The following is a 15,035-nucleotide window of genomic DNA, read 5'->3' on the forward strand; positions in this document are numbered from 1 at the left end:
TTTATCCGCTTCTCAAGCCTGATAGGCTGCCAGTTCATGCTGGCTGAGCAGAGCAATCTTGAGCTTTTCCAGCGCGCGGCTTTCGATCTGGCGCACACGTTCCTTTGAAATACCGAGCTTTTCGCCCAGCGCCTCCAGTGTCACGCCATCATCGTCCAGACGCCGCTCGCGGATGATGTGCAGCTCGCGCTCATTGAGCGAGTGCAGCGCCACATGCAGCCACTGGTTCCGGCGTTCCATATCGATGGAGCTTTCGGCAACTTCATCCTGAAGCGGATGATCGTCGACCAGAAAGTCCATGCGCCGCGAAGCCCCGGACTCATCATTGTTGACCGGAGCGGACAGTGAGCTGTCAGGCCCGGACAGGCGACTGTCCATGAACTCCACATCGGTGGCCGAAACGCCAAGCTGATCCGAAATCTCGCGATAGATTTCGGCCTTGGTCATGCTGTCGTCAGCCTGGGCAAGTTTCGAGCGCAGACGGCGAAGGTTGAAGAACAAGGCTTTCTGGGCCGAGCTCGTGCCCCCGCGAACGATGGACCAGTTGCGCAGAATATAGTCCTGCATGGATGCGCGTATCCACCAGGAAGCATAAGTTGAGAAACGCACCTCCCGGTCCGGGTCGAAACGGGCAGCGGCCTCCAGAAGACCGACATAGCCTTCCTGAATGAGATCATTCATCGGCAGCTTGAACTTGCGAAAACGCCCGGCCATGGAAATCACAAGGCGCATATGCGCGGATGTGATGCGATGCAGGGCATCCTGGTCTTTCAATTCTTTCCAGCGAATGGCGAGAGCCCGCTCCTCTTCGCGCTCCAGATAAGGAGCCGACATTGCGCTGCGGATCATGGATTGGGAGGATGAGGCTGGCGTTGGGAGATTACGCGCAGCCGGAAGCATGCGAGGTGCGGGAACTGCGGAAGAACTGCTTATTGATGACGGCTTCATCTGGTTCTCCTGTTCTGAACTGGCACCCTTCTGGACGCCAGGCTGAAGGATATGCCAGTTACACGAAGAACAATTGAACACTTACATAAGTCGTTCAGAACGCCCTCTCGGAACAGTCTTGAGGCACACGTTCAAACGCCGCAAAACAGACCCATTACGAACTGGTATCTTTTCACAACGCGCGAAAAGCGATCTGGTTCCCTTCGAAAAGTATAAATATCTGACAACGCTGACAAAAGCCGGCTGGGGTAAACAATCGCTTGAGAAAACAATTCCACTTTGAAGCAAATATCCGTCACCGCCCAACATAAACAGACCAGCGTGAAACGAGGCGCTTTGAACAGCACAAATAAAAAACCCGGCTTTCGCCGGGCTTTTTAAACATCAAGAAAAGCAAAACTTATGCAGCTTCGACTTCATCGTCTTCAAGGTCGGCTTCAGCATCGGCCTTGCCGCGCTTCGGCCCCTTGGCCAGATTGGCTTCGATCAGACGGACAGCTTCGGTATCCGACAGCTTGTTGACGGCTGCGATTTCGCGAGCCATGCGGTCGAGCGCAGCTTCATAAAGCTGGCGTTCCGAATAGGACTGCTCCGGCTGGTTTTCGGCACGGAAAAGATCGCGCACGACTTCCGAAATCGAGATCAGATCGCCGGAATTGATCTTCGCATCATATTCCTGCGCGCGGCGCGACCACATGGTACGCTTCACACGAGCACGACCTTGCACCACCTTCAGAGCACGCTCCACATAATCCGTTTCCGACAGCTTGCGCATACCGATGGTTGCAGCCTTGGCGACCGGAACCTTCAGACGCATCTTGTCTTTTTCGAAATCGATCACGAAAAGTTCAAGCTTGTGACCAGCCACTTCCTGCTCTTCGATCGCTACGATCTGACCAACGCCATGAGCCGGATACACAATCGACTCACCGGTCTTGAAACCACCACGGATTGCGGATTTTTTCTGCTGGGATGACATACGCTTCAATACTCCCTGTTGTGCCCGGCGCGACCCGCCGGTTGACACATGATACCCGACCGCACTTCTGAGAAGCGCGGAAGCTGTTGTCGGCACCAGAGCAAGTCGATCTCATAAGCAGATCGGCACTCTGAGCCGCTGTTAGGCGCATTTATGCGGCGTCAGATGCTTTTCATCTGACTGCAACATGCGATGAACCGGAAACGCCTCTAACGGCAGATTTTCTCTAACGGGCAAGAAAAGGAGCAGGAACGGAATGGTGTTGCGGCGCATAAAACCGCCCTGAGAAGCCAACAACTTTTCAGGACCTTGCGTTTGATCGCAATCATCCACCCCGGTGCCAATTTTAGCCCGGTAAAAAACATCAGCCTTTCTGAGAAAAACGCTTTTGCGCCACGAATTGACGTCCAGTCACCGAAATTATTGGTGCAGACTAACACAATTTCGCGAAAGAATCAACAAATTGCCAGATATGTCCCGTCTGGCAACTCAATACACCTGTTTTGCCGGTGCTTTCCCGTGATTTTATTCGTCTTTTGCCGCCTTCGTGTAGAAAAAGCAAGTGAAAGGCAAAGCTAATCTACATGCGATGACAAGACGATAGACGGGCCTTTGGGCCTAGTCGCCGCTGCCGGGCTCCGGGGAGAAATGGTTTTCGAGCTTGCCCGTGACGCCGTCCATTTCCTTGGCTTCCGGCATGGCATCTTTCTTGACGGTGATATTGGGCCACTTCGCCGCATATTCCGTATTCAGCTCCAGCCACTTGTCGAGGCCAGGCTCAGTATCCGGGCTGATCGCTTCGGCAGGGCATTCAGGCTCGCACACACCGCAGTCGATGCATTCATCAGGATTGATGACGAGCATGTTCTCGCCTTCATAGAAGCAATCGACCGGACAGACCTCGACGCAGTCCGTATATTTGCAGCGAATGCAATTATCGGTCACGACATAAGTCATCGTCGAACTCCTGTTACCGCCCCTCTTCCCGAGTGGAGGCTTGTCTATCCTGTTTATTTGCGCCGATATTTCGACAGGTCCATGGGAATGGCTGCGTCACGGAATATCTCGCCACGACATCACGATCCATGGAGCAATCCCGGATCATCCGACCCTTTTCATCGCCATGTTCTTCGTGACACAGCGTGAGGTAGCGATTTTATCTCTCTCTGACAAGGGTGCAATCGCCGCATTGTAAGCATAGGCCAGACAGCAGAAACGGCTTTTCGTCTCAACCCCTAAGCGTAGAAAACACTTTCGTCAAAACACTTTACGGCGCAATTTCCATCGCAGCTGTCTTCAACGCTGCGGCAACGCGTCCAGATCAAATCCCGCGCAGACGGTCCGTATCGCGGCGTTCTTTCTTGGTGGGGCGTCCCGCGCCGCTTTCGCGCTTCGGCAGGGCAGCCGCCGTCGTCTCGGACGAAGAGGCTGGCGCTGGCGACAAATCTTCATAGAGAAGCTGGGCTTCCGGAGCAGGACCCCGCCGTTCGCCGGGCAGAAGCACTTTGTAAACGAGGATGCGGCGATCAAGCGTGATGGTCAGCACATCGCCGATTTTCACCTGATGAGCGGCCTGCTCGATCTTATCCCGGTTGACCCGGACCTTGCCGCCGACGGCGAGTTTCGCCGCCAGCGATCTTGATTTGACCACGCGCGCGAAAAACAGCCACTTGTCGATACGCTGTCTTCCGCTGTGTTCGCCGGTCATCTTACTTCTTCATCTGCTCCTTGAGAGCCAGCAGCTTGGCAAACGGCGAGTCGGGATCGATCCGTGCCGGACGTTCCTGTTCGAAACGCTTGTTGCCATTAGACGCGCCATGGGGGGCAGCGTGATCGCGCTTCGGCTGGCGATCACGACCGCCACCGTCACGCGGCTTGCCCTTGAAGCCTTCGCGCTTGCCCTGACCTTCGCCGTCATGGTTGTGGCGCTTGTTCTTGTCGAAACGCTTGCCGCCACGCGCATTTTGCTCGTCGCCGCCTTCGGACTTGCGCGCCTCGTTTTGCTGGCCGCGATTGTGCTGGCCACCATGACGCTGACGGTTGTTCTGGTCCTGATTGCGGCTACGACCTTCGAAACGGCCCTGACGCCACAGGAGAACCGGCTTCGGCTCTTCCGCAACCGCGTCACCGGCAGGTGCAGCGGCTTCTGCAGCAGGCGCGTCAGCCACAGGTGCGGTCTCTTCGGTCTTCACTTCAACAGCGACAACCGGCGCAGGCACCGGTTCCGCCGCAGGCACGGCAGGCTTTTCCGCTTCCGCTGCAACAGCAGAAACGGCAGCGCCTGCATCCTTGGCGGCAGCTTCGGCAGCAAAGGCATCCAGTTCCGCAAGCTTGGCGGCAACATCGCCAGCTTCCATCGCCTCATGGCGATAGCCCAGGCTTTTCAGGATTTCTTCCATGTCTTCAGTGGTCGCACCGAGGATCGACATCATGGCAGGCGTGACGATGAAACGTCCGCCGTCATAAGCGCCATCCGGACGCGTACCCGAACCCGGACGCCAGGCCAGAGCCGGACGGATGAGATCGGCAAGACGCTCCAGAATATCGATGCGAACCGCACGACGGCCCAGCACACGATAGCCTGCCAGACGATAGAACATCGGATCGAAAGCCGGATCGACCACAACCGAGGTACGACCAGCGGCCAGAACATTGACCACATCGCCGTAACCGGCACGCTCGCGGCCATCGTTCTTCAAGGCCCAGAGCAGCGTGATGAGACCGGCGGGAGCCGGCTTCAGCAGCATGGGCATGAACACGTGATAGGCGCCGAAGCGCACGCCGAGGCGACGCAGTGCCGCACGCGAATCCTGATCGAGACCGCGCACTTCCTCCACCACCTCGCGACGCTGGAGAATGCCGAGATTCTCAACGATCTGGAAAGCGAGACCGCGCGTCATGCCGGTCAGCGCGTCGGCGCCGGCCAGATCGGTCAGAGGCTTCAGAACGGTTTCGATGTGGTGAGCCACGAAACGATCGATGCGCGCAGCAACCTTGTCCCGTGCAGGACCGGTGAGCTGTTCGTCGGCAAGGATCACCGTGCGCGGCTTCATAATGTCGTCACCGGCGACCAAAGTTGCAACGGTTGCACCGACCCAGCGCAACACACCGTCCGAACCAAGTGCGAAGTCTCCGTTGGGAGCAGCCGCAAAGCGCTCCGCACGGCGATCGAACTCGGCGGCCAGCGCCTTTTGCGCAGCCGTCTTCACCGCCTTCGCGTCTGGCCCTTCGGCCTGGACGTCGGCGGTGAAACGGAATCCTTCCAGTTGCCCAACATTGTGGCCTTCGACACTCACGTCTCCGGCCGGGCTGATTTCTGCTTCAAGCATGGCATTCTCTCTCAGGCGCCTCATAAGCACGCTTGTCCTGCGGTCTACAAAGCGTTTCGTCAACCTTTCATGAAGCGCGTCGGACAATCTGTCCTCTATTTCGCGCGTCTTTTCCTGCCAGTGTGTCGGATCGGCAAGCCATCCGGGCCTGTGCGACACAAAAGTCCAGGTTCGAATTTGCGCCACGCGGTGCGACAGAGTGTCGATTTCCCCCTCTGTACTGTCGGCGCGGCGCACCTGTTCGCTCATATAATCTTCATCGACGCTCCCTCGGCGCACTAGATCCTGATAGATAGACGCAATGATATCGGCATGTTGTGCCGGTGCGATCTTACGATAATCCGGGAGTGCACAGGCATCCCACAAAAGTTCAATCCGCGCCGGTGTTGTCGCGAGGCGCACAATCTCTCCGTCTTTCGACAGATTTTCAAGCGCCTGCTGGTCGACAGCCGGCAAAGCCTTGGCCAGCCCCTCGACTGGTGCCGGTGTTTCCAGTGATCGGCGCAAGGCTTCAATCGACGAAAAGTCGAAACGCTCCGTGCGCCATTGCAGCACTTTCACCGGATCGAAATTATGCGCTTCCACCCGTTCGACCATCTCGTCGTCGAAGGGCTGCACCTGCCCCGTCACGCCAAATGTGCCATCGCGAAGATGACGACCGGCACGACCGGCAATCTGCCCCACTTCGGCTGGCGTCAGATCACGGAACTGATATCCGTCGAATTTGCGGTTCTGCGCGAAGGCCACATGATCGACATCGAGATTGAGCCCCATGCCGATGGCATCGGTCGCGACCAGAAAGTCCACATCGCCGGACTGATAAAGCTCGACCTGCGCATTGCGTGTGCGCGGCGACAAAGCCCCCATAACCACCGCAGCCCCGCCGCGCTGGCGACGGATCAGCTCGGCAATGGCGTAAACCTCGTCGGCGGAAAAAGCGACGATGGCCGAACGGTTCGGCAAGCGCGTGATCTTTTTGGAACCGGCATAGGCCAGATGCGACAGGCGCGGACGCGTCACCACATTGATGCCGCGCAGGAGCTTTTCCAGAATGGCGCGCATGGTGGCGGCACCGAGCAGGAGTGTTTCCTGCCGTCCGCGCAGATGCAAAATGCGATCTGTGAAAATATGCCCGCGTTCCAGATCGCCCGCGAGTTGCACCTCGTCGATGGCGACGAATGCCACATCGGTGCGGCGCGGCATGGCTTCGACGGTGCAGACGGAATAACGCGCAGTGGGCGGGACGATCTTTTCCTCGCCCGTGACCAGCGCGACATTGGCGACGCCCACCCGCTCCACGACACGATTATAGACCTCACGCGCCAGAAGGCGCAGCGGCAGGCCAATCATGCCGCTGCCGTGCGACAGCATGCGCTCGATGGCGAGATGGGTTTTGCCTGTATTGGTCGGCCCCAGCACCGCAGTCACGTCGCGACCGCTCAAGCTCAGCGGCAAATCATGGGCAGGGCGTTGGTTCATGCCAATAATTGATTCCCGGTACAAGCACCCCAACATGCAACTGGGGTGCCGATTGTCGTGTGTTGCGATAGCACTATACGACCTTGGCCGAAAGCGCTCCTGTTAAGTTTAAGCCGCCCGAGTTTTTACATAGGCAGCCTGACAGTTTTACCAAACGCCCGATTTTAACAAAGGGTCCAATTTAACGAATAGAACGACTCTGGAACGAATCGGCTACGAATCGCTGACTCTGATTCCTTCGCCTTTTGTTCACGGCAACATATGGTAACCGGATTTTCGATAGGCACCATATGCTGAGTCTCCCATGCGCAACGTCCTGACATAAACAGAACAAAACACCATCGCCGTTAACTTTTGACCAAAGCGCGTCAAGAGTGAGCGATGACAGTTTGAGCAGCTTAAAGAAAACTTAACAATTCCTAATAGTTGGTTATCGAACATCAAGCCGCCAAAGCCATTTTCATTAACCTTCAGGCCAAAGCCGGAACGAATCGGCGACGAATCGGTGATCGATCAATTTTCCCTCTTTGTTCTCACCACATCTGGTAGGCTTTTGCCAAACCGCACCATATTGAAACATCAGCTGACGCAACGATACACCCTAAAACGAACAGAGAAGGCGTTTGGCGTTAACCTTTGAGCGGGTGATCCAAAACAGCCCTATCCCTCATTCGCCATCAAACCTGCCATTGCGGACATAAAAAGGCAGGCTGCAGAAACCCACAGCCTGCCCAAAAGATAAAGCCTGATCGGTAAGTTGATCAGTCGCGCTCGACACACATGGCAACACCCATGCCGCCGCCAATGCAGAGCGTCGCCAACCCGCGCTTGGCATCGCGGCGCTTCATTTCATAGAGCAGCGTGGTCAGTACCCGCGCGCCGGAAGCGCCAATCGGATGACCGATAGCAATTGCGCCACCATTGACGTTGACGATTTCCGGGTTGAGACCCAGATCACGAACCACGGCGCAGGATTGCGCGGCGAAAGCTTCATTAGCTTCCACCAGTTCCAGATCGGCCACCGTCCAGCCAGCCTTTTCCAGCGCCTTGCGCGTGGCTGGGATCGGACCCGTCCCCATGATCGAGGGATCGACGCCAGCCGTTGCCCAGGAAACGATGCGCGCCAGCGGCTTGACGCCACGCTTGCTTGCCTCCTCGGCTTCCATCAGCACGACTGCCGCAGCGCCGTCATTGAGGCCGGATGCATTGCCCGCCGTCACCGTGCCTTCCTTGTCGAAAGCTGGCTTCAGCTTGGTCAGCGCTTCGAGGGTCGCGCCCGGACGAATATATTCGTCGGATGAAACGACAACATCGCCCTTGCGCGTCTTGACGGTGAACGGGACGATTTCATCCTCGAACTTTCCGGCCTTCTGCGCCGCTTCTGCCTTCTGTTGGGACGCGAGCGCGAATTCATCCTGATCGGCGCGGGTCAGTTGCCACTGGCGCGCAATGTTTTCTGCGGTGATCCCCATGTGATAGCCATGAAACGCATCGGTCAGTCCGTCCTTGATCATGGTGTCGATCATTTTGAAATCGCCCATCTTCACGCCGCCGCGCAGATGCGCGCAATGCGGCGCCATGGACATCGATTCCTGACCGCCAGCGACGATAACTTTCGCATCGCCCGACTGAATCTGCTGCATGCCGAGCGCAACGGCGCGCAAGCCCGAGCCGCAAAGCTGGTTGATCGCAAAGCCCGTTGCTTCTTTCGGGCAGCCAGCCGCCATAGCAGCCTGACGCGCCGGGTTCTGCCCCTCGCCTGCCGTCAACACCTGTCCGAGAATAACCTCATCGACGTCATCAGCAGCAACACCCGCCCGTTCCAGAGCCGCCTTGATGACCGTCGCGCCCAGTTCATGGGCGGGAACAGTGGCGAAAGCACCGTTGAAGGAGCCCACCGCCGTACGCGCGGCGCTGGCGATAACGATAGCTTTCGGATCGGTTGCGGCAGTCATGCTATTCCTCCGTGACAAACTGTTGCGACAGAGAAAAACCAAAAAGCGCGCCTTGGCAAGGATTACATCAAACCTTCAGCAAAGCGAAAAGCTGTTTCTCCGAAAACGAAGTACTTTAGCGGATGCGGATCATCCGACAGGCGCTACACTGGCCGCATTGAAACAGGAGGGTTCCCCATGGTCCAACTCACGCTCGATCAGGCCAATTCCATCATCGCGACGGCCTTTGCCAAGGCCGCCGAACTGAAGCTCAAGCCGCTGGCGGTCTCGGTTTTCGATGCTGGCGGCAATCTCAAGGCGTTTCAGCGTCAGGACGGCACGTCGATCCTGCGCTTCGAAATCGCATCCGGTAAGGCTTTCGGCGCTCTGGCGGTCGGAAGCGGTTCGCGCTGGCTGCACAATCAGGCCAAGGACCGCCCGCATTTTCTGGAAGGTCTTTCGGGCGTCTCCGGCGGCAGAATCGTTCCTGTGCCGGGCGGTGTCATCATCAAGAATAGCGATGGAGAAATTATCGGCGCTGTCGGTGTTTCAGGAGATACGTCCGACAATGACGAAGCTGTCGCGATCGCCGGTATAGAAAAGGCAGGCTTTGCTGCGGATGCAGGCTGAGCACAAAATGAGAAAGGCCGCGAAATACTCGCGGCCTTTATTTTTGATCTGTCATCGCAAGTTCTTGCTCGCAAAATGAACCACAGCGCCGGGCTGTGCTTGCTCGACGTTGCCTACTCGCTGTGGCGTGTCAGACATATCCATAGTTGCATCCTCGTTATAGCGAGTATTATCTAGTATGTAGAAAAACGAGGACACGGAATTAAATGAAATTCCAGAGTTCAATATAATTGCTCTAACAAAATTATCCATTTTGTATCCACCCAATAAAATAAATATACTTTATTAATCAAGAAATAAATTGAGGCGGAAAAATGTCCGGTCAGTTTAGGGTGGCTGTTTCAGGTGATTTATTCTTTGTTTCTCTAAAATTCCAAAAGATAATAAAATAAAACGCCGCTTCCGGCTTCCCGGAAACGGCGTTTTTGAAACCTGTCTGCTAGCCGCGGTAACCGCAGCGTCAGACCTATTCCTTAGCTTCGAGGACCTGACGGCCGCGATACATACCGCTCTTCAGATCGATATGATGCGGACGACGAAGTTCGCCCGAGTTCTTGTCCTCGACATAGGTCGGGGCCTTCAGAGCGTCAGCCGAACGGCGCATGCCGCGCTTCGACGGAGACGTTTTTCTTTTAGGTACTGCCATGGATCCAGCTCCACTGATCGGTCAATAAACGTCCGGCACGGCCCCGGTGGAGCCTGTCACAGCGGACAAAATTCCGGAAAGTCAGGTGCCTATACACGCTCTTGCGGGCTTTGACCAGCCGGAGTCTGATCTTTTTTTCATGACCCGCATTTATTGTACGCAGGTCACATAGGGGCCGGAGCGCACCGCGCGACCGGCAACGACCCGTGCGAGGCGCTGCATGTTGCGGGTCGGCTTGGCCGGATTGCGCAGCGCCGGATTGGGCAGCGTCACGGCGAGAAGGGCTGCCTGCTGCGCATTGAGCTTTGCCGCCGGTCGCTTGAAATAATGCTGCGCGGCGGCTTCGATGCCATAAATGCCCGGTCCCCATTCGGCGATATTCAGGTAAATCTCCATGATGCGCCGCTTCGACAGAATTGCATCGGCGGCCAGCGCCAGCGGAAATTCCAGCCCCTTGCGAATGAAAGAGCGTCCATTCCACAGGAAGAGATTTTTCACCGTCTGCATGGTGATGGTGGAAGCACCCCGGCTTGGGCCGCCCTCATCATCCAGCACGATGCTCAGTTGATGCCAGTCCACGCCGCCATGGCTGCAAAACTGACCGTCTTCCGCCATCATGACCGAATTGATCAAATGCGGGGAAATATCATCGATGCTCACCCAGCGCCGGTCCACATCCTGCAACAGAACATAGTCCTTCACCATCAGCATCGAGACCGGGCGCACAAAGGGAACCGAATAGACAAGCAGGAGAAACAGGGGCAACACCGCCAGCACCACAAGAAAGCGGAAGGCGAGAACAATGCGGCGCCCCCACACGGGATCAGCCAGGTAATTGCGCCCGTTTTTGCTCTTGATGATGATTTTGGCCACGTCCACCGCCTGATGTACTCCCCCAGCGACATAAACCATTCTTTAATAATATAGAACCCGATTCCATAATCCTGCGTTGGAAACAAGCTGGAAACACAACGTTTGATGACCGTCTGATGAAAAAGCCTGTGCTGATCGATATGCCCAGTTGACCAAATTAGCGCTTTCGTCCATGCCGATCTTCATGGAAAATGTGACTGTCGAATTCACCGATGCCCTCAACCGTCGCGCCCACGAAGTAGAGACGACGCTGATCGGGCTTCTTGACGAGCGCCTGCGCACCGGCGAGATCGCCCGACCGGAACGGCTGATCGCGGCCATGCGTCACGGTGTGCTGAATGGCGGCAAAAGACTGCGTCCGTTCCTCGTTGTGGAAAGTGCGGCCTTGTTCGGCAAGAGCGGCGATGCCGTCTTGCGGGTCGCGGCTGCACTGGAATGCATCCACTGCTATTCGCTTGTCCACGATGATCTTCCGGCCATGGACGACGATGATTTGCGCCGCGGCCAGCCGACAGTGCATAAGGCGTTTGATGAAGCGGCTGCGATTCTCGCGGGCGACAGCCTCCTCACCTACGCCTTCGACATTATTGCCGCTGACGAGACCGATCTCGATTCCTCCGTGCGCGTAAAACTGGTTTCCGCCCTTGCCCGCGCTTCCGGCCTTGGCGGAATGGCGGGCGGGCAGGCCCTCGATCTGATGGCCGAGACAAAAAAGCCAGACGAAGCCGGTATCATCACGCTTCAGGCGATGAAGACCGGCGCGCTGATCCGCTTTGCCTGCGAAGCAGGAGCCATCATCGCCGACGCCTTCTGCGAAGATCGCGAACGCATGGCGGAATTCGGTTCGGCCATTGGTCTCGCCTTCCAGCTTGCCGACGACCTTCTGGACGTGACGGCAGACGCCGCTGCAATGGGCAAGGCAACGGGCAAGGATGCGGCTGCTGGCAAGGCCACGCTTGTGGCGTTGCATGGCATCGACTGGACGCGCAAGCAATTGTCCGGCCTCGTCGCCCAGGCGGAAAGCCTGCTCGCGCCGTTCGGCAAGGATGCCGACATTCTCAAGCAGGCCGCGCGCTTCATCGCCGAACGCCAGAGCTGATACTCAGAGATCGTCCTCTCGAACCTTGATCAGAACGACATCATCGACGGAAAGTACGCGTCCATCCTGTGCGCGCACGTCGAGCTTTGCGATGTCGTGACCGGACACGCTGTCCACCAGCCGTGAATGCGGCTCCTCCGGCGTAAACAGATGCTTCTCGCCCCATTGCCGTAACGCGACGACCACTGGCAGAAGATCGCGCCCTTTCGCAGTCAACCGATATTCCTGATGTGCGCCGCCATTGGGATCAGGCACGCTTTCCAGAATGCCCTCGCCCGTCAGCTTGCGCAGACGCTCGGCCAGAATATTGCGCGCAATGCCCAGATTCTTCTGAAAGGCACTGAAGCGCGTCACATCGTCAAAGGCCTCCCGCACGATCAGCAGCGACCACCAGTCACCAATCACGTCCAGCGCCCGCGCACTGGGGCAATAGTCGCCTTTCAGGCTCTTCTTGCGAACCATCTCACTCCATCCATTCAATTTGGTTGCAATATAAAACCTATTTGGCTAAAAACAAAATGGTTTCATAGTAAAACCAAAATTGCTGGAGTTCATCATGCAGATCTCTCCCGACGCGGCAGCGCAAACTGCCGCGAACAGTGACGCGCGCCCATCACTATCCACCCCAACGCTTCTTCTGTTTGCCATTGCGAGCGGTCTTGCCGTTGCCAATGTCTATTTTGCGCATCCGCTTCTGGATGTGATGGCGGACGATATAGGGCTAGACCGCTCCACGGCAGGACTGATCGTCGGTGCCAGCCAGATCGGCTACGGGCTGGGCCTGATCTTTCTGGTGCCGCTCGGCGATCTCTTCGACCGGCGCAAACTGATCGTCGCGCATTTTCTCCTGTCCTCGCTGACACTTGCCGCCGTAGGCATTGCCGGACAACCATCCTTGCTCTTTCTCGCGATGGCAGCGACCGGCCTTCTTGCCGTGGTGACACAGGCCCTCGTCGCCTATGCCGCAAGCCTTGCCGAACCGGCGCGGCGCGGCCATGTCGTGGGGATTGTGACCAGCGGTATCGTGCTTGGCATCTTGCTCGCCCGCGCGGTTGCAGGCGCGCTAACCGACCTTGGCGGCTGGCGCAGCGTCTATCTCAGTTCAGCGGTGATTACCTTTCTGATCGGCCTCATGCTCTGGTGCAGCCTGCCGCGCCAGATCCGACAAGCCGCAAGCGTTTCCTATCCGGCGCTGATCCTCTCGCTCGCAACCCTTTTCAAAGAGGAGCCCGTGCTGCGCATCCGCGCTATCATCGCCATGCTGATCTTTGCCGATATCACCACCCTGCTCGCACCGCTGGTAATGCCGCTGAGTGCACCGCCCTTTGAATTGAGCCATGCGGAGATCGGCCTCTTTGGCCTTGCGGGCGCCGCCGGAGCGCTGGCCGCCTCACGGGCCGGGAGTGCTGCGGATCGCGGCCATGCACAGCGCATGACCGGCGTAGCACTCACATTGATGCTGGTGGCGTGGGTGCCTATCGCCCTGCTCGGACAGTCTTTGCTGTGGCTGGTCGCGGGTGTTCTGATCATCGATTTCGGCCTACAGGCAGTCCATGTGACCAATCAGGCGATGATCTATCGTGTGCGCCCGGACGCACAGAACCGGCTGACCGCTGCCTATATGGTGTTTTATTCCATCGGCAGCGCGACTGGCTCGGCGGTTTCAACCTGGGTCTATGCCCATGCGGGCTGGAATGGCGTGTGCCTGCTTGGCGCAGGCATCAGCCTTGCCACGCTCGTCTTCTGGGCGGCAACACTAAAAACAACACCAGAAGCTGCGACGCGCGCAGTGACCTGCTCGGCTTAGTTCTGCCCAGAAGCGATCTTCTGCCCAAGGCCGAAACGGTTCTCGATATAATCGGCAACCATCTTCTGGAACTCTTCGGCAATGGCAGGGCCGCGCAAAGTGGTGACCTTCTTGCCATCGACAAAGACCGGCGCGGACGGCGTTTCGCCCGTGCCGGGCAACGAAATGCCAATATCGGCATGTTTCGATTCGCCCGGACCGTTGACGATGCAGCCCATCACCGCGACCGAAAGCGCTTCCACGCCCGGATATTTTTCGCGCCAGACCGGCATGTTGCGGCGGATATCGTCCTGAATGGTCTGCGCCAGTTCCTGAAACACCGTCGATGTCGTGCGTCCGCAACCGGGACAGGCTGCGACAATCGGGATGAACTGGCGGAAGCCCATCGTCTGCAGAAGCTCCTGCGACACCTGCACTTCGCGGGTGCGGTCGCCGCCAGGTTCGGGGGTCAGCGAAATGCGGATCGTATCGCCAATGCCCTGCTGCAGCAAAATGCCCATGGCCGCCGACGAGGCGACAATGCCCTTGGTGCCCATGCCAGCCTCGGTGAGACCCAGATGCAGCGCATGATCGGAACGCTGCGCCAGCATCGTATAGACGGCGATCAGATCCTGCACCTGACTGACCTTGGCCGACAGAATGATCTTGTCGCGGCCAAGCCCGATCTCTTCGGCCAGATTGGCGGAAATCAGCGCCGACTGCACGATGGCCTCGCGCATGACTTCCTGCGCGCTCAACGGCGCGCCCGCATCCTGATTGCGATCCATCAGTGTGGTCAGCAATTCCTGATCAAGCGAACCCCAGTTGACGCCGATACGCACCGGCTTGTCGTAGCGGATCGCCATTTCGACGATATCGGCGAACTGCTTGTCCTTCTTGTCCTTGAAACCGACATTGCCCGGATTGATGCGATATTTCGCCAGCGCTTCCGCACAGGCCGGATGATCGGCAAGCAGTTTGTGGCCGATATAATGGAAATCGCCGACCAGCGGTACTTCATGTCCCAGACGCTCCAGCCTTTCGCGGATTTTTGGCACGGCGGCAGCGGATTCGTCGCGGTCCACCGTGATACGCACAATCTCGGAACCCGCGCGATGCAAGGCTGCGACCTGCGCGACGGTGGCGTCCACATCCGCCGTATCCGTATTGGTCATCGACTGCACGACAACCGGCGCGCTGCCGCCGACGACAACGCCGCCGACACTGACGCCCACCGATTGGCGACGAGGGAAAGGATGCGAGAAATAGCTGACGGTCTCGGAAGACATTTTGCTCTGTTCTTAACTGGGTCTGCACTTATGAGGATTTCGA

At 57.5% G+C, this 15,035-nt stretch carries 14 protein-coding genes; 4 read left to right on the forward strand and 10 right to left on the reverse strand.

Features of this window, described 5'->3' with window-relative positions; translation table 11 throughout:
• Positions 1 to 12: 12 nt before the first annotated feature.
• From D8666_RS15225 to fdxA, 3 genes are all read right to left on the reverse strand, one after another.
• A complete protein-coding gene (locus D8666_RS15225; RefSeq protein WP_121538603.1) occupies positions 13 to 948 on the reverse strand; it encodes an RNA polymerase factor sigma-32 in 936 nt (311 codons plus the stop codon).
• A 400-nt stretch (positions 949 to 1,348) separates the two neighbouring features.
• Positions 1,349 to 1,927: a CarD family transcriptional regulator gene (locus tag D8666_RS15230; protein WP_109369790.1), complete on the reverse strand. Its 579-nt coding sequence runs from the start codon at positions 1,925 to 1,927 to the stop codon at positions 1,349 to 1,351.
• Between the two features lie 618 nt (positions 1,928 to 2,545).
• Entirely contained in the window at positions 2,546 to 2,884 is a 339-nt protein-coding gene (fdxA, locus tag D8666_RS15235; protein WP_109369791.1) for a ferredoxin FdxA, read from the reverse strand.
• Positions 2,885 to 2,924: 40 nt separating this feature from the next.
• On the opposite strand from fdxA, the gene D8666_RS24015 reads away from it, so the two are divergent.
• Positions 2,925 to 3,122: a hypothetical protein gene (locus tag D8666_RS24015; protein WP_147438007.1), complete on the forward strand. Its 198-nt coding sequence runs from the start codon at positions 2,925 to 2,927 to the stop codon at positions 3,120 to 3,122.
• Between the two features lie 126 nt (positions 3,123 to 3,248).
• On the opposite strand, the gene D8666_RS15240 is transcribed toward D8666_RS24015, so the two are convergent.
• From D8666_RS15240 to D8666_RS15250, 3 genes are all read right to left on the reverse strand, one after another.
• A complete protein-coding gene (locus D8666_RS15240) occupies positions 3,249 to 3,635 on the reverse strand; it encodes an RNA-binding S4 domain-containing protein (protein WP_121538605.1) in 387 nt (128 codons plus the stop codon).
• Between the two features lies 1 nt (position 3,636).
• A complete protein-coding gene (locus D8666_RS15245) occupies positions 3,637 to 6,735 on the reverse strand; it encodes a helicase-related protein (RefSeq protein WP_121538607.1) in 3,099 nt (1,032 codons plus the stop codon).
• Positions 6,736 to 7,496: 761 nt separating this feature from the next.
• On the reverse strand, positions 7,497 to 8,690 hold the full coding sequence (locus D8666_RS15250) for an acetyl-CoA C-acetyltransferase (protein WP_109369794.1): 1,194 nt from the start codon (positions 8,688 to 8,690) through the stop codon (positions 7,497 to 7,499).
• Positions 8,691 to 8,867: 177 nt separating this feature from the next.
• On the opposite strand from D8666_RS15250, the gene D8666_RS15255 reads away from it, so the two are divergent.
• Positions 8,868 to 9,299 (forward strand): GlcG/HbpS family heme-binding protein, encoded by a 432-nt coding sequence (locus D8666_RS15255; RefSeq protein ID WP_109369795.1) that lies wholly within the window; start codon positions 8,868 to 8,870, stop codon positions 9,297 to 9,299.
• A gap of 466 nt (positions 9,300 to 9,765) precedes the next feature.
• On the opposite strand, the gene rpmF is transcribed toward D8666_RS15255, so the two are convergent.
• Together rpmF and mtgA are read right to left on the reverse strand one after the other, a co-directional pair.
• A complete protein-coding gene (gene rpmF, locus D8666_RS15260) occupies positions 9,766 to 9,945 on the reverse strand; it encodes a 50S ribosomal protein L32 (protein WP_006467787.1) in 180 nt (59 codons plus the stop codon).
• Between the two features lie 150 nt (positions 9,946 to 10,095).
• Positions 10,096 to 10,818, reverse strand: a complete 723-nt coding sequence (gene mtgA / locus D8666_RS15265; protein WP_171318714.1) for a monofunctional biosynthetic peptidoglycan transglycosylase — start codon at positions 10,816 to 10,818, stop codon at positions 10,096 to 10,098.
• Positions 10,819 to 11,002: 184 nt separating this feature from the next.
• Here mtgA and D8666_RS15270 point away from each other — a divergent pair, with 184 nt between their 5' ends.
• A complete protein-coding gene (locus tag D8666_RS15270) occupies positions 11,003 to 11,917 on the forward strand; it encodes a polyprenyl synthetase family protein (RefSeq protein WP_121538719.1) in 915 nt (304 codons plus the stop codon).
• A gap of 3 nt (positions 11,918 to 11,920) precedes the next feature.
• Here D8666_RS15270 and D8666_RS15275 read toward each other — a convergent pair whose 3' ends face one another.
• Positions 11,921 to 12,379 (reverse strand): winged helix-turn-helix transcriptional regulator, encoded by a 459-nt coding sequence (locus D8666_RS15275; RefSeq protein WP_121538609.1) that lies wholly within the window; start codon positions 12,377 to 12,379, stop codon positions 11,921 to 11,923.
• Positions 12,380 to 12,473: 94 nt separating this feature from the next.
• Between D8666_RS15275 and D8666_RS15280 the strand changes: the two genes are divergently transcribed.
• Positions 12,474 to 13,724 (forward strand): MFS transporter, encoded by a 1,251-nt coding sequence (locus tag D8666_RS15280; protein WP_121538611.1) that lies wholly within the window; start codon positions 12,474 to 12,476, stop codon positions 13,722 to 13,724.
• Here D8666_RS15280 and ispG read toward each other — a convergent pair.
• Complete coding sequence (ispG, locus tag D8666_RS15285; RefSeq protein WP_121538613.1) at positions 13,721 to 14,992, reverse strand: flavodoxin-dependent (E)-4-hydroxy-3-methylbut-2-enyl-diphosphate synthase; 1,272 nt, start codon at positions 14,990 to 14,992, stop codon at positions 13,721 to 13,723. The genes D8666_RS15280 and ispG overlap by 4 nt on opposite strands.
• Positions 14,993 to 15,035 lie beyond the last annotated feature (43 nt).

This window comes from Ochrobactrum soli, assembly GCF_003664555.1.
GTDB lineage: Bacteria > Pseudomonadota > Alphaproteobacteria > Rhizobiales > Rhizobiaceae > Brucella > Brucella teleogrylli.

What these genes read in the sequence shown, in the direction of transcription:
- D8666_RS15240 (WP_121538605.1), bottom strand. Translation starts at nt 3,635, where the DNA reads ATGACCGGCGAACACAGCGGAAGACAGCGTATCGACAAGTGGCTGTTT.
- D8666_RS15230 (WP_109369790.1), bottom strand. Translation starts at nt 1,927, where the DNA reads ATGTCATCCCAGCAGAAAAAATCCGCAATCCGTGGTGGTTTCAAGACC.
- ispG (WP_121538613.1), bottom strand. Translation starts at nt 14,992, where the DNA reads ATGTCTTCCGAGACCGTCAGCTATTTCTCGCATCCTTTCCCTCGTCGC.
- D8666_RS15245 (WP_121538607.1), bottom strand. Translation starts at nt 6,735, where the DNA reads ATGAACCAACGCCCTGCCCATGATTTGCCGCTGAGCTTGAGCGGTCGC.
- D8666_RS15280 (WP_121538611.1), top strand. Translation starts at nt 12,474, where the DNA reads ATGCAGATCTCTCCCGACGCGGCAGCGCAAACTGCCGCGAACAGTGAC.
- D8666_RS15255 (WP_109369795.1), top strand. Translation starts at nt 8,868, where the DNA reads ATGGTCCAACTCACGCTCGATCAGGCCAATTCCATCATCGCGACGGCC.
- D8666_RS15250 (WP_109369794.1), bottom strand. Translation starts at nt 8,690, where the DNA reads ATGACTGCCGCAACCGATCCGAAAGCTATCGTTATCGCCAGCGCCGCG.
- rpmF (WP_006467787.1), bottom strand. Translation starts at nt 9,945, where the DNA reads ATGGCAGTACCTAAAAGAAAAACGTCTCCGTCGAAGCGCGGCATGCGC.
- D8666_RS15275 (WP_121538609.1), bottom strand. Translation starts at nt 12,379, where the DNA reads ATGGTTCGCAAGAAGAGCCTGAAAGGCGACTATTGCCCCAGTGCGCGG.
- D8666_RS15270 (WP_121538719.1), top strand. Translation starts at nt 11,003, where the DNA reads ATGGAAAATGTGACTGTCGAATTCACCGATGCCCTCAACCGTCGCGCC.
- D8666_RS15225 (WP_121538603.1), bottom strand. Translation starts at nt 948, where the DNA reads ATGAAGCCGTCATCAATAAGCAGTTCTTCCGCAGTTCCCGCACCTCGC.
- fdxA (WP_109369791.1), bottom strand. Translation starts at nt 2,884, where the DNA reads ATGACTTATGTCGTGACCGATAATTGCATTCGCTGCAAATATACGGAC.